An 18,276-nucleotide genomic window follows, 5' to 3' on the forward strand; every position below is an offset into this window, starting at 1 on the left:
CGAGATAAATTCCCAGCAGGTGCGACCGCCGGGCGTTGACACCAAGGCTCCATGGGGGAGGCTGTCACATGGAGCGTTGGGAGATGCCATGAGTGTCAGGATCGAGCGGGAAGGGCCCGTCCTCACCGTCGTGCTCAGCAGGCCCGAGGTGCGCAACGCCGTCGACCGCAAGACCGCCGACGCGCTGGCCGACGCGTTCCGCGAGTTCGAGGCCGGCGACGCGGCGGTGGCCGTGCTGTGGGGCGAGGGCGGCACGTTCTGCGCGGGCGCGGACCTGAAGACCCTGGACAACCACGTCGGCGAGGACGGCGACGGCCCGATGGGCCCCACCCGGATGCGCCTGTCGAAGCCCGTCATCGCCGCGATCTCCGGTCACGCGGTCGCGGGTGGCCTCGAGCTGGCCCTCTGGTGCGACCTGCGGGTCGCCGAGGAGGACGCGGTCTTCGGCGTCTTCTGCCGCCGCTGGGGCGTCCCGCTGATCGACGGCGGCACGGTACGGCTGCCGCGCCTCATCGGCCTGTCGCGGGCCCTCGACCTGATCCTCACCGGCCGCCCGGTCATGGCCCAGGAGGCGTACGCGATGGGCCTGGCCAACCGGGTGGTCCCCAACGGTCAGGCCCGCCGGCAGGCGGAGGCCCTGGCCAGGGAGATCGCCGCCTTCCCCCAGCTCTGCCTGCGCGGCGACCGCCTGTCGGCCCTCGAGCAGGCGCCGCTGCCGGAGGAGGAGGCCCTGCGCAACGAACTGCGCCACGGCCTGGTCTCCCTGCCCGACGCCGTCGACGGCGCCGCCCGCTTCACCTCCGGCCAGGGCCGCCACGGCGCCTTCCGCCCACAGTCACCGTCATGACCGTGGCTGTGCGGCCGACCCGGCCAGGGTGAGGTTCAGGGGGTCCAGGCGGGGTCGCGGCCGAGGAGGGCGAGGATCCGGTCGAGGGTGGTGCCGCCCGTCCAGGGGACCTCGGGGGCGAAGGCCGCGCCGGGGACCTGGCGGGCCGCGCCGGTGGGGACCGCCTGGGCGATGGGCAGCGCGGCGTCCAGGACGTCCTGGGTGAAGCTCAACGGGAGGTCGAGGGTTCTGGCGACATCCCAGGAGTGGACCACGTAGTCGATGAAGTGGAAGCCGATCGCCTGCTCGGCCGGGAAGATCTGGGCGGCGGTGAACTCCGGCAGCGGGAAGTCGCGGGTCAGGACGCCGTCCTGGGTGAAGGCCGCCAGGACGTGCTCGGCCGAGGCGCGGTAGGCCTCGACCGGGTCATCGCCGAGCGAGCGCAGTTTCCACAGCGCCAGGTCCGGCTCGCCGCGGGAGGCGGCGGCGAAGCCGTAGTGCTGCGTGGCCATGTGCGCCAGCAGCCCGTGCAGCGTCCACCCGACGCAGGGCGTGGGACGCGCCAGGTCCGCGGGCTTGGCCTGGGCGGCCAGGTCGACGCTGGTGCGGACCGCGACGGCGTCCAGGGCGACGATGTCCAAGTTAGTAGGCATGAGCTTATGATGTGCAAGAGCTTATTATCTGTCAAGGAGTACGCTTCCGGGGATGACGGATCACGAAGGCGGGCGGCGCGATCTCGCGGCGATGATGCAGCCGCTGGTCCGCAACCTGATCGCGGCCGAGCTGCCGGTGCTGGCGGCGCATGGGGTGTCCATGTGGGGATATGTCGTGCTCAACGCCCTGGACGGCGAGCCGATGCGCACCCAGGCCGCTCTCGCGCAGGCCATCGGCGCCGACAAGACCCGCATCATCGGCACGCTCGACGAGCTGCAGGATGCGGGCCTCATCGAACGCACCCCGGACCCGGACGACCGCCGGGTCCGGCTGCTGGCAATCACCGCTGAGGGACGGCGGGTCCGCCGCGCGGTCCAGGCCGAGATCTGGGCCAACGAGGACCGCCTCCTCGCGGGCGTGCCGGAGGCCGACCGCCACGCCTTCCTGCGGGTGGTACGGGCGCTGTCGGCACTGCCCCGCGAGGAGTACGTCAGGACGCCAGGTCCTGCACGGTGAAGTGGTGGTCGGAGCGGATGAGGTCGTCGTCGCCCAGGATGGCGACCACGCGGGCGGCCCACGCCGCCTCACCCTCGGGCGTGCGGAGCTGCACGGTGAACGTGACCGCGTCGTGGTGGGCGAGCACGTCCCCGGCGAAGCCGACCGTGAAACGGCCGGTGCCCACGAACTCCTTGTAGGCCTCCGCGATCCGTGCCTCGAGCGCGTCGTGCCCGCGGAATTCGGCGGTCTCCACGTACTCGACGCCGTCGCCTGCCCACAGCTCTTCGACGGCCTGCCTGCGCAGCCCGGCGTCGGGCTCGTTCCACACTGCCACGTACCGGTTGACGAACTGTTCGATGTCCATGCCGCGGACGTTAGCCACGGTCCCCTGACACCTTCTGTCAGGTGATTGCGGCAGAATCCGGACCATGCGGGCAAGCCGGTTGATGTCGATCCTGTTGCTGCTGCAGACGCGCGAGCGGGTGACCGCCCAGGAGCTCGCCGACACGCTGGAGGTGTCCGTCCGCACGGTCTACCGCGACATGGACTCCCTCAGCGCCGCGGGCATCCCGCTGTACGGCGAGCCGGGCCACGAGGGCGGCTACCGGCTGCTCGGCGGGTTCCGCACACGGCTCAACGGGCTGACGGGCGACGAGGCCGAGTCGCTGTTCCTGACCGGGCTGCCAGGCGCGGCCGCCGATCTCGGGCTGGGCGCGATCGTGACCGCGGCGCAGCTCAAGCTCATGTCCGCGCTGCCCGCCGAGTTGCGCGACCGCGCGGGACGCATCGCCGAGCGGTTCCACCTGGACGCGCCGGCCTGGTACCGGGACGCGGACCGCACGCCGTACCTGACGAGCGTGGCCGACGCGGTGTGGAACGGGCGGGCCGTGCGGATGCGGTACCTGCGCTGGGCCGAGCCGCGCGAGGTCACCAGGACCGTGGAGCCGCTCGGGCTGGTGCTGAAGGCTGGGCACTGGTATCTGGTCGGCCGCACCGGGGAGCGGATCCGGACCTACCGGATCTCGCGGATCGCCGACCTGCGCGTGCTCGACGAGCGGTTCGATCGGCCCGACGGGTTCGATCTGGCCGGGCACTGGCAGGAGTACCTGGAGTCGTTCGACGCCCGCCGTCACCGCGACACCGCGACGGTCCGGCTCTCGCCGGAGACCTTCGAGCACCTGCCCAACGTCATGGAGCGCGCCGTCGTCCTGGCCGCCCGCGCGACGGCACGGGAGTCGGGCGGCTGGGTGGAGGTGCGGATCCCGATCGAGTCGCCGGACCAGGCGATTTCCGAGCTGCTCAGGCTCGGCGCGGGCGCGGAGGTCATCGCCCCCGCCTACCTGCGCGAACGCTTAGTCGAGACGCTCACCGCGATGGCCGGCATCTACGACCCGAAGGCGTAACGGAGCATGCCCCTGTCGATCCTCGCTATTACTGAGTCTGGGCGTTCAGCTGGGTGGTGGCCGGTTCGGCGAACGGGACGCCGGTGAGCTGGAGGACGTCCAGGCCCTCCAGCATGTCGTTGGAATAGATGTAGCCGTGGTAGAAGTACGCCGACCAGGAGCCGCCGAACTCGGCGGGGGAGTGGCCGCGCTCGAAGTAGGCGATCTCGCGGGCGTGCGCGGGATCGGTGAAGTCGATGACCGACGCTCCGCCCTCGTACCAGCCCTGCACCATGATGTCGCGGCCGGTCACCGGGACCAGCGAGCCGTTGTGCGCGCTGCAGGTCTCCGGCTCCAGCTCGGGACGCGGGATCTTGAAGTAGCCGCGCAGCTTCAGCTTCCGGTCGACGATGTCGTAGATCCCGTCGCCGCCGTAGCCTGGCTCGGTCTTCGGGTCGCAGACGATCGACAGCCCGCCGCCGAACTCGTCGGAGAAGACCACCCTGGTCCCGGCGGCGTTGAAGACGGCCGAGTGCCAGTAGCCGAAGTGCTGGGGATCCTGGATCCGGTCCAGCACCTTCGGATGCTCGGGGTCGGCGATGTCGAGCAGCAGCCCGTCGCCGATGCACGCCGCGGCGGCGAGCTTGCGCGCGGTGAAGACCGTGATGTCGTGGCAGCCGCCGTAGCTCAGCCGCTGCAACGGCGTGCCGCCGTCGGGCAGCACCACCGGCTCGCCCACCAGCGCGGCCTTGGCCGGGTCGTGCACCGGGACCTTGACCACGCCGATCTTGCCCTTGTGCGCCTCGCACTCCGGCGTGACGCCCTGATGAGTGGGCACGGAGGAGACATACAGGTAGACGGCCTCCGGGGTCGGGCCGGGGACCAGGGTGGCCGTGTGCGAGCCGCACGGGACCGCGACCGCGCCCACGTAGCGCGGGCTGCGCTTGTCGGCCAGGTCGAAGATCCGGATGCCCTCCCAGCCTGCGTCGAGCGCCATCGGGCTGCGGCAGCTCGGGCCCGTCATCGGCGAGTCGACCGACAGGAAGAGCAGGTCGCCGCTGACGGTCACGTCGTTCTGCGGGCCCGGGCAGTAGACCTGGCTGACGATCGAGGTCCGCTCCGGGCGGCTGATGTCGTAGACGATGAAGCCCTCGTAGTTGCCGGCGATCGCGTAGTTCCCGGTGAAGGCCAGGTCGGAGCCGATGGCGGCGTCGGTGTCGAACGGCGCCCGCCGCGCTACACCCGCCACGGGCAGCAGGTTGCCGCTGTGCGTGGCCGTCCTGTCGTAGGAGGCCAGGTCTTCCGGCTTGATCGTGGTATGCGACTGGCTGGGCGCGGCCGCCGCGGCGGCGGGGGTGGCGGGATTCGAGGGAGGCGGGGCAGGCGGCTGCGCCGTACACGCGGCCAGACATAACGCGAAAAATCCTGCTAAGACACCCCGTCGCATGGCGGCACCATCCGTCGTAGATTCTCCCCAGGATGAACCGTAACGCCTGGTTTGCCGCGTTGATAGTCATCAGCGGGTGTACGGCACAGCAGCCCGCGCACGGCGTGGTGCCCACCGGCGGGCCGCCCGTCATCCTTCCCGGCGAGCCGGGCCGTCCGGCGGGCACGGCCACCCCCGGGCAGACCGTGGCGCCGCCGCTCGAACCGGACGCCGCGGACGTACTCTTCGCCGAGGCCATGGTCGACCACCACCGGCAGGCGCTGGAGATGGCCGCGCTGGTGCCCGGGCACACCGGCACCGAGGCCGTCAGGGCCGTGGCGAGCCGGGTCAGGGCCTCGCAGGAGGCGGAGATCACCTGGCTCACGACCTGGCTGGCCAAGCTGGGCCGCAGCCCCCGGCACGGACCGGGCCACGACCTGTCGGCGCTGGAAGCCGCCCACGGCGCCGCCTTCGACCGGCTCTTCCTCCAGCAGATGATCGAGCACCACGAGGTCGCGCTCCGGCTGGCAGGCACCGTGCTGCGCCAGGGCCGCGACCCGGGCATCCGCCGACTGGCCACCGACATCGACCGATCCCAGTCCGCGGAGATCGACCGCATGCGAGCGCTTCTGGGCTAGCAGGAGGTCGGGGCCGCTAGTCGAGGACGCCGGGGCGGAGGTTGCTGCCGGTCAGGATCGCGGCCAGGCGGCGGCCGGGCAGGTCGTGGGTGGCGATCGCGGCCAGCCCCGCCGCCCCGGCAGGCTCCACCAGCAGGCCGAGCGTGTCCCTGGCCAGGCGGGCCGCGGCCAGGATCGCCTCGTCGTCCACCAGCACGAAGTCGTCGACCAGATGCCGCATCCTGGCGACCGACTCCGGCACCGGGTCGTCGATGTTGATGCCCTCGGCCACCGTGTGCTGTCCCCTGCGCACGACGTGGCCGGCGCGCCAGCTCTCGGCCAGCGAGGGCGCGCCGGCCGCGCACACGCCGATGACGCGGGTGCCGGGCGCGTGCTCCTTCACCCACAGGCCGACGCCGTTGATCAGCGCGCCGTCGCCGACCTGCACGACCACAGCGTCGAATGGCCCGGACTCGAGCAGCTCCAGGCCGATCGTCCCGGCCCCCTCGGCCACGGCCGCCTCCTTGCCGTCGGCGATGAAGACCCGGTCGGCATGCCTGTCCACATGCTCGTGGGCGGCCGACAGCGGATCGTCGCCCGCCTCGATCACCTCCGCTCCGAAGGCCACCATCCGCGCCTTCTTGGCCGGGTTGATGTCGGACCGGACGAACACCTCCACCGGGACGCCGTGGGCGCGGCCGGTGAAGGCCATGGCCTGGCCGAAGTTGCCGGAGGACACACAAACCGTGCGGGTGCCTGGCTTCAGCCCGCTCATCAGGAAGTCGGCGCCGCGGCCCTTGAAGGAGCGCAGCGGATTGGCGGTCTCCACCTTGACCAGGACCTCCCGGCCGAGCCGGGCCGACAGCTGCTCGTCGAAGTACTGCGGCGTGTTCAGGAACGCCGGGTCGATCGTCTTGGCGGCCTGCGCGATGCGGCCCACGTCCAGATCCATCTCCATGCGGCGACCATAACCGCGGGGCCGGAGGCGCCGATTGAAACTTTTCCCGCTCCCACGCAACATTGTTGCGTGACCGACCTGGATCCCCTCGACCGGCGCCTGCTCGACCTGCTGCAGCGCGACGCCGGCCGTACGCTCAGGCAGCTCGGCGAGGAGGTCGGGCTGTCGCCGAGCGCGGTGCAGCGGCGCATCGGCCGCTACCAGCGGGCCGGGATCGTCGACCGGCAGGTGGCGATTCTCGCGCCCGACGCGGTCGGCGGGGCGCTGCTCGCGGTGGTGCTCGTGACGCTGGAGCGCGAGTCGAGTGAGCACCACGCGCGCTTCGCCGGGCGCATGCTGGCCACGCCCGAGGTGCAGCAGTGCTACGCGGTGGCGGGGGAGTGGGACTACGTGGTCGTGCTGGCCGTCAGGGACATGCCGCACTGCCGGGAACTGGGCGAGCACCTGTTCAAGAACGACGCCAACATCAGGCGCTACAACACGCTCCCGGTCTTCGACCGCGTCAAGGCCGGCCTGGAGATCCCCGTCAGCCGAGAACGGGGAAGTTCGCCCTGATGACGCCGAGCGGGTCCCTGGCCCGCTTGATGTCGCGCAGCCTGGCCAGGTCCGCGCCGGAGAACGCCGCCGCCGCGCTCTCGCCCGCCGCCAGCAGGGTGTACGGCTTGCGTCCCGTCGTGTACGGCACCAGCCGCTCGCGGAACCCGTCGATGCGGTCGGCCGTGCCGGGTGACGGGTGCCCGAACAGGTACAGCCCGTACGGCTCGGCCACCCTGCCCGTCAGCGCCCCGCCGAGGTGGCGGACCTGGACGCTGATCAGCGGATCGATCGGCGTGCCGAGCAGGATCTCGGCGACCGCGTCGTCCAGCCCGGTCAGCAGCTCGGCCCTGGCCATGCCGGGTCCGGGGTCGGTGGGTTCGGCCGAGATCGAGCCCAGGTCGGCGATGGCCAGCGGGCCCCGGGTGTCGGAGATCGCGCCGTCGATCTTGTCGAAGGGGCGCAGCAGGGCGCCGGGGTGCTCGCCCAGGTAGGTGCAGTCGATCGCGACGTAGCCGGGCGCGCCGGGGAACTTCAGCAGGTCGAACCAGACCGTCAGCGCGGCCGGCGCGTCCGCGGTGACCTCGCGGAAGGCGGCCAGCACCTCCGGCGCCCGCTCGACCGGCCACATGATCCGCCCGCCGTACAGCTGCGGAGCGGGGTGCAGGTCGAACTCGACGGCCGTGACCAGCGCGAAGTCGCCGCCACCGCCGCACAGCGCCCAGAACAGGTCAGGGTCGGACTCGGCCGTCACCCTGACCGTGGCGCCGCCGGCGTCCACGGCGTCGAAGGCGCGCACGCTGTCGGCCGCCCAGCCGTACCTGCGGCCGAACCAGCTCAGCCCGCCGCCCAGGGTGTAACCGACCACGGGGACCGCGGGCGAGCTGCCCGCCAGCCCGGTCAGCCCGAGAGGGCTCGCGGCGTCCAGGACCTGCTGCCATTTCACGCCCGCGCCCACGCGTGCCACGCCGTCCCGGATCGACACGCCGCCCAGCCGGTGGGTGCGCAGCAGGATCGCGCCGTCGGTCGCGCCGGAGGCGCCGTGCCCCGAGGCCTGCGCGGTCACCGCGAGCCCGTTCAGCCGGGCGAAGCCGACCGTGGCGGCGACGTCGTCGGCGTCCGCGGCCTCGACGACCGCCCGCACCGGCTGCTCCACCGCCAGGTTCCACGGGGTGCGGGCCGCGTCGAAGCCGTCGTCGCCGGGGAGCAGCACCCTGCCGTTGATCATGTTCTTCAGCTCGTTCATGTCCCCAAGCTTGCGTTTTCACCTTTGCGCGGGACTTGGGGTTGACTTGAGGTCGATGGAAATCAGACTGTTCGGGCCGCTTGAGGTCGACGACGCCGACGGCAACCGGCTCGACCTCGGCACGCGCAAGCAGCGCGCGGTCGTCGCGATGCTGGCGCTGTCGCCGGGGCGCGTCGTCCCGCTCGACCGGCTGATCGAGGAGCTGTGGGCGGGCGAGGCGCCCGCCAAGGCGACCGCGACCCTGCAGGCCTATATCTCCCACCTGCGGCGCGTACTGGAACCGGGACGCAGGCCGCGCACACCGCCCAAGGTGCTGCTCACCCGCGAGCCCGGCTACCTGCTCGACGTCGCGCCCGGGCAGGTGGACCTGGCGCGCTTCGCCGCCTGGGCCGAGGACGGGCGGCGGCTGCTGCGCGGCGGGCGGGCCCACGACGCCGTCCAGAGGCTGGAACGGGCGCTTGAGCTGTGGCGCGGCGAACCGCTCGCCGAGTTCCCCGGCCTCGCGCCCGACTGGCCGGGAGAGGTGCGGCTGGGCGCGCTGGAGGACCTGCTCGCGGCACGCCTCGCGCTCGGGCGGGCCGGCGTGCCCGAGGCGGAGTCGCTGGTGTCCGCCAACCCCTACAGGGAGCGGGCTTGGGGGCTGCTGGTGCGTGTCCTCTACCAGGCCGGACGGCAGGCCGACGCGCTGTCGGCGCTGCGGGAGGTGCGGGCGCTGCTGTCGGACGAGCTCGGGATCGAGCCGGGGCCCGAGCTCAAACGGCTGGAGCAGGCGGTCTTCGACCAATCCCCCGAGCTCGACACGCCCGCCCCCGAGCCGGCCCCTGTCCACCTCGCCGAGCCAGGCCCCGAGCTGGTCGGCCACGCGCTGGTCGCCAGGCAGGAGCAGGTGCGGCTGGTCGAGGAGCGGCTGGCCGCCGCCAGGACGGGCAGGGGCGGCCTGCTGCTGGTCACCGGCGAGGCAGGCATCGGCAAGACGAGCCTGGCCCGCGCCGCCGCCGACGAGGCGGCCGCGCGCGGCTTCCGGGTGGCGTGGGGCCGCTGCCTGGAGGACGGCACGGCGCCCGCGTTCTGGCCGTGGATCCAGGCCGGGCTCATCCCCGCCGAGGTGCCCGGCGAACTGTTCGACCTCTACGACCAGGTGGTGGCCGAGCTGCGCCGCGGCCCGATGCTGCTCGTCCTGGACGACCTGCACTGGGCCGACGCCTCCTCGCTGAAGCTGCTGGAGTACGTGGCGGGCGAGCTCGCCCGCACCCCCGCCCTGGTCGTGGCCACGCTCAGGCCCGAGACGCCGCCCGGCGCCCTGTCCAGGGAGGCCGTGCGGGTGCCGCTCCAACCGTTCGGCCAGGCCGAGGTCGGCGACTACCTGCGCCGCCACGCCATCGACGCCGATCCCGGCGAACTGCTCGAACGCTCGGGCGGCAACCCGTTCTACCTCAGCGAGCTGCTCCGCCTGCCCGCCGCGGAACGCCACCTGGTCCCGCCAGGCGCCCGCGACGTCATCGACTGGCGGGTCGCCAGGCTGCCCGCCGAGACGGCCGCCGCGCTGCGCGCCGCCGCCGTCGCCGGGCGCGAGTTCCGGCTCGACCTGCTGGCCGCCATGCTCGAGGTGCCCTTCGAGGAGGCGCTGTCCAGGCTCGAGCCCGCGCTCGCCGCCGGGCTGCTGGCCGAGGGCGCCGACTTCCGCTTCTCCCACGCCCTGGTACGGCAGGCCCTCGACGCCGGGCTCGGCCGCCTCGAGCGGGCCCGGCTGCACCTGCGGGCCGGCGAACACCTGGAGAGCCTGCCCGGCGCCGATCCCGCCGCGCTGGCCGGGCACTTCGCGGCCGCCTCGGTGGTGGGTGGCGGCCCCAGGGCGGTGCGGTACGCCGGCCGGGCAGCCGAGGAGGCGGGGCGCCGCCACGGGTACGCCGAGGCGGTGGCGCTGTGGGAGCTGGCGCTGGCGAACCTGCCGCCTGGCGACTCGGCCGAGCGCAGCCGGCTGCTCACGGCGCTGACGCAGGCCCGCCGTACCGTGGGAGACGCGGAAGGGGCGGCGCGGAATGCCGCCGAGGCCCTGGCCATGGCGCAGCGGGTGGGCGACAGGGACGCGCTGGTCGCCGCCGCGTCGGCCACCGGCGGCCTGTCAGTGTGGATGTGGCGCCCCTACGGCACCGTCGACGAGGCGATGGTCGCCACCCTGGAGTCCCTCCTCACCGGGACCGGTGAGGCAGAGCGGGCGACGCTGCTGGGGACGCTCGGGGTCGAGCTGCACTACGGGCCGCGGCGCGCTGAGGGGGAGCGGCACGCGCTGGAGGCCGTGGCGATCGCCCGCCGGCTCGGCCGGCCCGAGCTGCTGGCCAGGACGCTGAACAACTACCTGCTGGTCAGCTTCGTGCCCGGCAGGAACGCCGAGCGCAGGCTGGCGGCCGAGGAGATGGCGAAGATCCCCGGGCTGGCCAGGGAGGCGCGGCTGGTGGCCGCAGTGACGCGGATGTCGTGCCTGCTGCGGGCGGGCGAGCTGGGCGAGTGGGAGCGCGAGCTGGCCGCGTGCGACCGCCTGCTGGCAGAGGTGCGCAGGCCCGAGCTGGAGGCCATGGTCAGGGTCTGCGAGTGCGCCAGGCACACCCTGCGCGCCGAGTGGGACCAGGCGGAGGCGCTGCTGGCCCGTTTCCCCTCGCTGACGTTCGGCTCGACGCTGTGGGGTCCCGAGGCGCGGCGGCTCGGCCTCGTCTACACCTGCCGCCGCGGCCAAGGCCGGGTGGGCGAGGTGCTCGACGAGCTGGTCGCCGCGGCGGACCGGCCGGGTCCCAGCCCGCTGCGGCCGATGGCGATCCTGGCCGCGCTGGACACCGGCGACGAGGCGCTGGCCCGGCGGCTGCTCGGCCGCTGGGGAGCCGAGCTGCGCGAGGACTGGACGGCCGATTTCGTCTGGCCCGTATGGGGTCTGATCGCCGCCCGCCTCGGCACCCCCGACCCCGCGGCCCTGTACGACCGGCTGCTGCCCATCGCCGATCAGCTCATGGTGCTCGGCGTCGGCAGCACCGCCTGGGGCTCGGTACACGACGTGCTCGCCCGCCTGGCCACCCGCCTCGAACGCCCAGGCCCGGCGGCACATCACGCCGCCAGGGCGCTCGAGACCCACCGCGCGCTCGGCCTCGCCTACTGGGAGAACGCGTCCGGAGAGCTGTCTGGCTAGAGCGTCGCTGCCCGGAGGCTGTCGGTGGCGGCGCGTATCTTGGCGGTATGCCTGACATCGAGGTCGCAGGGCGCGAAGTGCGCATCACCAGCCCCGACAAGGTGGTCTTCCCCGTCTCGGGACACACCAAGCTCGACCTGATCCGCTTCTACCAGGCTGTGGGGGAGGGGGCACTGCGCGGCGTGTCGGGGCGGCCGATGATCCTCAAGCGGTACGTGCACGGCATCGAGCAGGAGGCCTTCTTCCAGAAGCGGGCGCCCGCCAAGCGGCCCGACTGGATCGAGGTGGCCGAGTTGCGCTACCGCTCCGGGCTCAGTGCGGCGGAGGTCGTGGTCGGCGACCTGGCCCAGCTGCTGTGGGTGATCAACCTGGGCTGTGTCGACCTCAACCCGCACCCGGTGCGCGCCGCCGACCTGTCCCACCCCGACGAGCTGCGCATCGACCTCGACCCGGTGCCCGGCGTGGACTGGGCCGACGTGCTGCGCACCGCGCAGGTGGCCAGGGAGGTGCTGGCCGACCACGGGCTGACCGCCTGGCCGAAGACGTCAGGCTCACGCGGTTTCCACGTCTATGCCAGGATCGAGCCACGCTGGCCGTTCGCCCAGGTGCGCAAGGCGGCCGAGACCGTGGCGCGCGAGGTCGAGCGGCGTGCCCCGGAGATCGCGACCAGCCGCTGGTGGAAGGAGGAGCGGCACGGCGTGTTCGTCGACTTCAACCAGAACGCCTACGACCGCACCGTGGCCTCGGCCTACTCCGTCCGCGCCGTCCAGGACGCCCGCGTGTCCACCCCGCTGACCTGGGACGAGGTGCCCGGCTGCGACCCGGCCGTCTTCACCGTCGACACCGTGCCCAAGCGCCTGGCCGAGATGGGCGACCCGTGGGAGGACATGGACCTGTACCCGGGCTCCCTCGACGGGCTGCTGCGGCTGGCCGAGGAGCTCGGGCCCGCGCCCAAGCCGCCCAAGGGCGAGGGGCGCCGCCAGCAGACGATGCCGGTCATCGAGATCGCCAGGGCCGAGCACAAGCACGAGGCGATGGAGGGCCTCGAACGCTGGAAGGCCCGCCACCCGGACGTCGCCGCCCAACTCGAGCCCGCCGACGTGCTGGTCGACGGCATGCGGGGAAGATCGAGCGTGTGGTACCGCATCAGGGTCAATCTGCAGCACGTGCCCGAGGCGGAGCGGCCGCCGCAGGAACCACTCGAGGTCGACTGGGACCCGTGGCGCGGTGCGGCCGAATGATCGACCACGCCGGCCGCTACTTCGAGCTCGTCCCGCCGGTCTGAACCGTCACGTAGGTCTTGCGCATCGGCGTGTGCACGTCCCACGTGCCGCGCCACCCGTCGGGCAGCACCACGGTCGAGCCCGGCCCGAGCTCCACGACCTGCCCGTCCTCGCCGGTCAGGGTGGCCGTCCCGGACAGGATCTGGCAGATCTCGTGGAAGCCGTCGCGCACGGCGGTGAAGCGGCCGGCCTCGCACTCCCAGATGCCGGCCTCGGCGCCGCCACTGGTCCACAGCTCCAGCGTGGACTCCCGCTGTCCGGTCAGGCTGGTGGGCTTGGGCTGCGCAGGGGGCAGCTCGGCGTCCAGCGCGTTCGGCAGATACGTCATGACAGATCCCCCTAGCGTCCGCTGATCAGGTTGCCCAGCCGGGCGTAGAGCGAGGTGTTCGTGCCGCGGTCGTTCTCGTGCCGATCGGCCGCCCTGAACAGCGCGTAGATGACCTGCACCCCGGCCCAGCGCAGCGGTTCGGGCTCCCACTGGCGGACCTGGCGGCCCACCCACGGCAGCGCGGTCAGCTCGGTGTCGTTCCGCAGCACCAGGTCGCGCAGCGTACGGCCGGCCAGGTTCGTGGTCGTGACACCGCTGCCGACGTACCCGCCGGCCCAGCCCAGGCCGGTGGCGTGGTCGAGGTGGACGGTCGAGCACCAGTCGCGCGGCACGCCCAGCACCCCGCACCAGGAGTGCTGGATGCGTGCGTCGGCCGTGGCGGGGAACAGCTTGACCAGCATCCGCCACAGCAGCGCCACGGTGTAGGCCTGGGTGGCACCCCGCACGTCGGTACGCGAGCCGTACCGGTAGGGCACGCCGCGCCCGCCGATCGCGATCCTGTCGTCGGAGGTGCGCTGGGCGTAGATGTAGGCGTGCGCCTCGTCGCCCAGCAGCTCGCGGCCCTCCCAGCCGATGTGCTTCCACACGTCGGCCGGCAGCGGCTCGGTCACGATCATCGAGCTGTTCATCGGCAGCCACTGCCGGTGCTGGCCCTGGATCGAGGCGGTGAACCCCTCGGTGGCCCGGATGACGTACTCGGCCGAGACCACGCCGTGCGAGGTCACCGCAGAGGCCTTGCCGCCGGCCACGCGCGGCCGGATCTCCGTCACGGTGGTGCCCTCGAAGATGTCCACGCCCAGCTCGGCCACGACGCGGGCCAGGCCGACGGCCAGCTTGGCCGGCTGGATGCGGGCGCAGTGCGGGGAGTAGGTGGCCTCGAGCGCGCCGGCCACCTGGATGCGCTCGCGCTGCTCGTCGCGGTCCATCAGCCTGAGGTCCTGCTCGCCGTACCCCCAGGTGCGCAGCTCCTTCAGCTCCTCGCGCAGGCGGCGCCGCTGCGCGGGGTTGGTGGCGGCGTGCACCAGGCCGCCCTTGTGGATGTCGGCGTCGATGCCCTCCTCGCGGGTCACGTCGATGACCTCGTCGACCGCGCGGAACATGGCGTGCTGCAGGTCGATCATCGCCTGCCTGCCGCGTGCCTTGGCGTGCCGCTGGCGCGAGCCGGCGAACTCGGCCGACAGCCACCCGCCGTTGCGCCCGGAGGCGCCGAACCCGGCGAACTCCTTCTCCAGGATCGCGATGCGCAGGTCGGGCTGCGCCTTCTTCAGGTAGTACGCGGTCCACAGCCCGGTGTAACCGCCGCCGACGATCGCCACGTCGTACTCGCGGGAGCCGGGCAGCGCCGCGCGGCGGTCCGGCACACCGATCTGCCGGTACCAGAACGAGACGCCGCCGTTGGCGAAGTCTCCTGTCAGCGGAATGCCCTTCACGTTGCTACATCCTCCACATCGGGCGAATCAGGTAGAAGTACGGCGTCGGCGACGCGCCACGTCAGCGTCACCTCGTCGCCTGGCCGGGCTTCGCTGAGGCTACCGGCCTGCTCGCGCACCAGCGCGGACGACCCGTCGGCCAGCCTCAACTCCAGTTTGCGACTGCTGCCCAGGTAAGCGGTGGGTGGGTCAGGCGGGCGTGGGTGGGGCGATGATCCAGAGGACCTCGGCGGTCTCGTCGCCGTCGTTGACGACGCGGTGGGGGACTGAGGTGCGGTATTCCACGCTGTCGCCCGGGGTGAGGACGTGCGAGGCGTCGGAGAGCCAGAGGGTGACCTGGCCGCTCACGACGAGGAAGATCTCCTGCGAGTCGCCGTGGGTGTACGGCTCGGCGCCGGTGGACGCGCCGGGGTCGAACTCCCCGGCGTAGACCTCCAGGTCCTGTAGCGGGCGCTGGGAGATGAGGAACTTGCGGGTTCCCGGCGCCGTGTGTAGTTCAGGCCGTTCCGAGCGCTTGACGACCCGGTGGCCGACCTCGTCCTCCTCGTTGAACAGGTCCGCCACCGTGAGGCCGAGCGCTCCGGCGATCCGCCGCAGCATTCCGATGCTGGCGCTGGTCTGCCCGCGCTCCAACTGGCTGATGAAGCTGGGGCTGGCCTGCGCCTCGCCGGCGAGACCGCGCACGGTCATGCGACGCATCGTCCGGTAGGCGCGAATCCGCGCTCCCAGGCGGGCGGTCTCGGATTCAGTCATCGAACCTCTCGGTTGGCTGTACTGAACAAGTTGTTAAGTGGCAATGGATGGACCGTACAGAGCCCTAGGAAAGACCAGCAAGGGGCGCAGGGTAACGAAAACGTAAACAGCCGCTCACGGACCGCACGGAAGATCGGTCACGTCGGTGCGGTGCAGGCCGCGCGGAACCCGGTCGAGGTAATGGACGCGGGCCCTGGTGTAGAGGGTCAGGTTCTGGCCGCAGACGTGCTGCCCGTCGAGCGTGACCTCGACCGGATAGCTCACGAACCGGCCGCCGGCGCAGTCGGGGTCGCAGGTGTTCACCGTGGCCACGCCCGCGGCCCTGGCCACCAGACCGCCCCATTGCGCCCAGGTCAGCTTCTCGAGCACGTGGTTGGCGTCGGCGCAGGTCAGGATGATGCTGGCAGGGCGTTCGACGGTCGAGACGCAGTTCACCAGGCCCGCCTGGCGCACGACGGTGGTGCCGCTGGACAGCACCGCGCCCGTGCGCGGATCCAGCGACAGCTGGTCGCCCCCGCGGGTCACCGTGACCCTTCCCGGCGTGGCCTCGGTGACGGTGATGCCGGGCAGGGCGGCGATCACCCGGTAGAGCGCCGCCCGCAGGTCTCCCGGCAGCGCCGGGGCCATCAGCAGCCTCCTCGCGGCGTCGAACCGGTCGCGGCCCAGGCGTGCCTGCAGCCGTCCCGGGTCCCTGGGCAGGGCGAGCATGGCCTGGTAGTCGAGCTGGGCGTCGCCCACCTGGTAGACGGCGGGGCCCTTGGTCGCGCCGGGCACGCTCACGCCGGGCAGCCTCGGCCCGCCCTGCTGTCGCCAGGCCCTCTCGTGGCCGGGGTCGGCGAACCGGGGCGCGCCCATGGTCGTCTTGACCCTGGCCACGCCGTCGGGGGACACCCACGTCTCCACGGTTCGCTCGACCGTGTACCGGTAGCCGCCGGCGTCGTAGGCGGTCGTCTCGGTCGTCCTCTGGTAGGCCTGCCGCTCATCGGGGATCCGCTGGTAGGTCGTCTCCGCCGAGGTCACGGCCCGCGCCGCGCTCTCCATCACCTCGGCCGCCGCCGGGCGGGCATCCCGCCACGACCCGACCACGGCACCCATGGCGATCACCACGACGAGCACGGCGGCCACGCCGGCCACGACCCAGGGCCGCGGCCCTCCGCGCCACCACCTCGCACTCCCGGCGCCATCGATCGGAAGCGCCGAGGACATGATGGTTTCGGTGATTGTGGTGCGGCGGTCCTCGGGGAGCGAGGGGTGCGGGGCGGGGTCGGCCGCGCGGAGGGCGTCGAGGGCCTCGTGCTCGTTCATCGCGTGACCTCCTCCAGCGCCTGGACGAGACGTCTGCGCGCCCGGTGCAGCCGCAACCGCGCCCCCGCGGCGGTGCCGCCGATCACCTGGGCGATCTGCGCCGCCGAGAGGTCCTCCCACGCGTGCAGCATGAGGACCTCCCGGTCGCGCTCCCCGAGCAGCCGCAGCGCCGAGATCACCGCGCCGTCCGGCGCGGGCGCGGGGTCGTGATGGGCGGGTACGGCGTGCGCCATCACCCGCTCCCGCAGCGCCTCCCGCCGGACCGCGCTCCTGCGCTGGTTGTTGAGCACGTTGCGCGCCACGCCGATCAGCCACGGCAGCGGGTCGTCGGCCGGAACCGCGTCCAGCCTGCGCCAGACCACCAGGAACGTCTCCGACAGAGCGTCCTGCGCGTCGTGCTCGTCGGCCCGCCGCAGCAGGTAGCCGAGCACGGCCCGGTGGTGGTCGGCGAACACGCGAGTGAACCGCTCACGCGCCCGATCGGCCACGAAGCCGCTACCGCCTCTCGTGCACCTTGCCGTTGATGATGATCTTGGTGAAGTGCCTGCCGTCGCCGCGCAGCGTCACCTTGACCCGGTGGGATTCATAGTGTCCCGCGACGCAGTTCGGGTCGCAGGTGTTGACGCTCTCCACACCGGTCGCCTGGGCCGTCCGCCTGCCCCACGAGGTCCACTTCAGCTTGTGCACGACGTCGCCCCCGTCCGCGCACGCCAGGATGATCTCCTTGGGCTTCACCTGCGGCTTGCCCACGCAGTCGGCCAGCGTGGGGCGCGTGGCGGCGCTCGCGGCAGGGGACAGCGCCCCGGCCGCGAGGACGGCTCCGGCGAGCACGGTGATCAATCGCATCTACAGCTCCTCATCGGTCGATACACCTCAGAGCTGTCCGGCTGGGCGCCGGGCGTTTCACCCCTCGCTCGGATATTTCTCGATCAAGGACAAGGCCGCCCGCCGCGACGGCGAAGTAGGGCGGGCGGCCGCCACACGAGAAAGGGATCTCGTATGACCAACAGCATATAACGGACAGCCATCACGCGCTTACATGGGGTTACTAGACCCCAGGAGTGCCCCTGCGATCCCCGATGCGGCATGTAGCAGCGGGTCCACCAGCCTGGGCAGCTCCCTGGCCCGCCTGGAGGCCAGCACGATGCCGAGCGCCGCCACCGGCCGCCCGTCCACCAGCACCGGCGCGGCGGCCGAGCAGGAGCCCAGCGTCATCTCCTCGAACGTCAGCGCGTACCCCTGGGCGCGCACCGTGGCCAGCTCGCGGGCCAGCCGCCCCGGCTCGGTGATCGTGTGCGAGGTCGGCCGCTCCAGGCTGCGCCGCAGGTAGGCCTCGACGAACCAGTCAGGCTCGTAGGCCAGCAGCGCCTTGCCGACCCCCGTCGGGTGCATCGGCAGCCGGCTGCCCACCCGCGACACGATGGGTACCGCCCGCCTGCCGTACACCTTGTCGACGTAGAGCACCTCCAGGCCGTCGCGGACGGCCAGGTGCACGTTCTCGCCCGTGCCGGTGAACAGGTCCTGCAGCCAGGGGTGGGCCACGTCCTGCAGGCGCCCGGGCGCGAGCTGGCCCAGCTCCCACAGTCGCAGCCCGACGCGCAGCCGGCCGTCGGGCGCGCGGCTGAGCGCCTGCCACCCCTCCAGCTCGGCGGTCAGCCGGTGCACCGTGCTCAGCGCCAGGCCGCTGCGCCTGGCCAGGTCGGACAGGCTCAGCAGCGGGTGCTCGGCGTCGAACGCGCCGAGGATGGCCAGGACACGCGAGGTCACCGACCTGCCGGGTTCACGGGATCCGCCTGCCATGGGGCAATTATTCCACTGAGTGGAAGGCCCCTCTGGGTTCGGCCCGGGCGCGGGCTGCATG

At 72.6% G+C, this 18,276-nt stretch carries 20 protein-coding genes; 7 read left to right on the forward strand and 13 right to left on the reverse strand.

Going from position 1 to position 18,276, the window contains the following annotated elements; genetic code table 11:
• Nucleotides 1-88: 88 nt before the first annotated feature.
• Entirely contained in the window at nucleotides 89-847 is a 759-nt protein-coding gene (locus ACIBHX_RS05780) for a crotonase/enoyl-CoA hydratase family protein (protein WP_397064574.1), read from the forward strand.
• A 35-nt stretch (nucleotides 848-882) separates the two neighbouring features.
• Here ACIBHX_RS05780 and ACIBHX_RS05785 read toward each other — a convergent pair whose 3' ends face one another.
• Nucleotides 883-1,479, reverse strand: coding sequence for a TIGR03086 family metal-binding protein (locus ACIBHX_RS05785; RefSeq protein ID WP_397064576.1), 597 nt, complete (start codon nucleotides 1,477-1,479; stop codon nucleotides 883-885).
• A 52-nt stretch (nucleotides 1,480-1,531) separates the two neighbouring features.
• Between ACIBHX_RS05785 and ACIBHX_RS05790 the strand changes: the two genes are divergently transcribed.
• Entirely contained in the window at nucleotides 1,532-1,996 is a 465-nt protein-coding gene (locus ACIBHX_RS05790) for a MarR family winged helix-turn-helix transcriptional regulator (protein ID WP_397064578.1), read from the forward strand.
• Here the strand turns inward: ACIBHX_RS05790 and ACIBHX_RS05795 are convergent.
• Nucleotides 1,971-2,342, reverse strand: a complete 372-nt coding sequence (locus ACIBHX_RS05795; protein ID WP_397064580.1) for a nuclear transport factor 2 family protein — start codon at nucleotides 2,340-2,342, stop codon at nucleotides 1,971-1,973. The genes ACIBHX_RS05790 and ACIBHX_RS05795 overlap by 26 nt on opposite strands.
• Before the next feature lie 64 nt (nucleotides 2,343-2,406).
• On the opposite strand from ACIBHX_RS05795, the gene ACIBHX_RS05800 reads away from it, so the two are divergent.
• On the forward strand, nucleotides 2,407-3,381 hold the full coding sequence (locus ACIBHX_RS05800) for a helix-turn-helix transcriptional regulator (RefSeq protein WP_397064582.1): 975 nt from the start codon (nucleotides 2,407-2,409) through the stop codon (nucleotides 3,379-3,381).
• Nucleotides 3,382-3,409: 28 nt separating this feature from the next.
• Here ACIBHX_RS05800 and ACIBHX_RS05805 read toward each other — a convergent pair whose 3' ends face one another.
• Complete coding sequence (locus ACIBHX_RS05805) at nucleotides 3,410-4,807, reverse strand: LVIVD repeat-containing protein (protein ID WP_397064584.1); 1,398 nt, start codon at nucleotides 4,805-4,807, stop codon at nucleotides 3,410-3,412.
• 32 nt (nucleotides 4,808-4,839) lie between these two features.
• Here ACIBHX_RS05805 and ACIBHX_RS05810 point away from each other — a divergent pair, with 32 nt between their 5' ends.
• On the forward strand, nucleotides 4,840-5,424 hold the full coding sequence (locus ACIBHX_RS05810) for a DUF305 domain-containing protein (protein ID WP_397064586.1): 585 nt from the start codon (nucleotides 4,840-4,842) through the stop codon (nucleotides 5,422-5,424).
• A 16-nt stretch (nucleotides 5,425-5,440) separates the two neighbouring features.
• Here ACIBHX_RS05810 and ACIBHX_RS05815 read toward each other — a convergent pair whose 3' ends face one another.
• Nucleotides 5,441-6,361 (reverse strand): threonine/serine dehydratase, encoded by a 921-nt coding sequence (locus tag ACIBHX_RS05815; protein ID WP_397064588.1) that lies wholly within the window; start codon nucleotides 6,359-6,361, stop codon nucleotides 5,441-5,443.
• 69 nt (nucleotides 6,362-6,430) lie between these two features.
• Between ACIBHX_RS05815 and ACIBHX_RS05820 the strand changes: the two genes are divergently transcribed.
• Entirely contained in the window at nucleotides 6,431-6,916 is a 486-nt protein-coding gene (locus tag ACIBHX_RS05820; protein ID WP_397064590.1) for an Lrp/AsnC family transcriptional regulator, read from the forward strand.
• Here the strand turns inward: ACIBHX_RS05820 and ACIBHX_RS05825 are convergent.
• Nucleotides 6,888-8,141 carry an FAD-binding oxidoreductase gene (locus ACIBHX_RS05825; protein ID WP_397064592.1) on the reverse strand — a complete coding sequence of 418 codons (1,254 nt, stop codon included), beginning with the start codon at nucleotides 8,139-8,141 and terminating at the stop codon, nucleotides 6,888-6,890. The two genes, ACIBHX_RS05820 and ACIBHX_RS05825, sit on opposite strands and share 29 nt — an antisense overlap.
• A gap of 55 nt (nucleotides 8,142-8,196) precedes the next feature.
• Here ACIBHX_RS05825 and ACIBHX_RS05830 point away from each other — a divergent pair, with 55 nt between their 5' ends.
• Both ACIBHX_RS05830 and ligD read left to right on the forward strand, forming a co-directional pair.
• Nucleotides 8,197-11,316, forward strand: a complete 3,120-nt coding sequence (locus ACIBHX_RS05830; RefSeq protein ID WP_397064594.1) for a BTAD domain-containing putative transcriptional regulator — start codon at nucleotides 8,197-8,199, stop codon at nucleotides 11,314-11,316.
• A gap of 47 nt (nucleotides 11,317-11,363) precedes the next feature.
• Complete coding sequence (gene ligD / locus ACIBHX_RS05835; protein WP_397064596.1) at nucleotides 11,364-12,557, forward strand: non-homologous end-joining DNA ligase; 1,194 nt, start codon at nucleotides 11,364-11,366, stop codon at nucleotides 12,555-12,557.
• Between the two features lie 16 nt (nucleotides 12,558-12,573).
• Here ligD and ACIBHX_RS05840 read toward each other — a convergent pair whose 3' ends face one another.
• The 8 genes from ACIBHX_RS05840 to ACIBHX_RS05875 form a co-directional block, all read right to left on the reverse strand.
• Nucleotides 12,574-12,927, reverse strand: coding sequence for a cupin domain-containing protein (locus ACIBHX_RS05840; RefSeq protein ID WP_397064598.1), 354 nt, complete (start codon nucleotides 12,925-12,927; stop codon nucleotides 12,574-12,576).
• A gap of 11 nt (nucleotides 12,928-12,938) precedes the next feature.
• Nucleotides 12,939-14,357 carry an NAD(P)/FAD-dependent oxidoreductase gene (locus tag ACIBHX_RS05845; RefSeq protein ID WP_397064600.1) on the reverse strand — a complete coding sequence of 473 codons (1,419 nt, stop codon included), beginning with the start codon at nucleotides 14,355-14,357 and terminating at the stop codon, nucleotides 12,939-12,941.
• On the reverse strand, nucleotides 14,354-14,530 hold the full coding sequence (locus ACIBHX_RS05850; RefSeq protein ID WP_397065030.1) for a TOBE domain-containing protein: 177 nt from the start codon (nucleotides 14,528-14,530) through the stop codon (nucleotides 14,354-14,356). The genes ACIBHX_RS05845 and ACIBHX_RS05850 overlap by 4 nt, the downstream gene beginning before the upstream one ends.
• Nucleotides 14,531-14,546: 16 nt before the next feature.
• Complete coding sequence (locus ACIBHX_RS05855) at nucleotides 14,547-15,110, reverse strand: helix-turn-helix domain-containing protein (RefSeq protein ID WP_397064602.1); 564 nt, start codon at nucleotides 15,108-15,110, stop codon at nucleotides 14,547-14,549.
• Between the two features lie 114 nt (nucleotides 15,111-15,224).
• Nucleotides 15,225-16,415 (reverse strand): hypothetical protein, encoded by a 1,191-nt coding sequence (locus ACIBHX_RS05860; RefSeq protein WP_397064603.1) that lies wholly within the window; start codon nucleotides 16,413-16,415, stop codon nucleotides 15,225-15,227.
• A complete protein-coding gene (locus tag ACIBHX_RS05865) occupies nucleotides 16,412-16,903 on the reverse strand; it encodes an RNA polymerase sigma factor (protein ID WP_397064605.1) in 492 nt (163 codons plus the stop codon). The genes ACIBHX_RS05860 and ACIBHX_RS05865 overlap by 4 nt, the downstream gene beginning before the upstream one ends.
• A gap of 7 nt (nucleotides 16,904-16,910) precedes the next feature.
• Entirely contained in the window at nucleotides 16,911-17,261 is a 351-nt protein-coding gene (locus ACIBHX_RS05870; protein WP_397064607.1) for a hypothetical protein, read from the reverse strand.
• 189 nt (nucleotides 17,262-17,450) lie between these two features.
• Nucleotides 17,451-18,215 carry an IclR family transcriptional regulator gene (locus ACIBHX_RS05875; RefSeq protein WP_397064609.1) on the reverse strand — a complete coding sequence of 255 codons (765 nt, stop codon included), beginning with the start codon at nucleotides 18,213-18,215 and terminating at the stop codon, nucleotides 17,451-17,453.
• Between the last annotated feature and the right edge of the window lie 61 nt (nucleotides 18,216-18,276).

Source organism: Nonomuraea sp. NPDC050536 (genome assembly GCF_044457685.1).
Taxonomy (GTDB): Bacteria; Actinomycetota; Actinomycetes; order Streptosporangiales; family Streptosporangiaceae; genus Nonomuraea.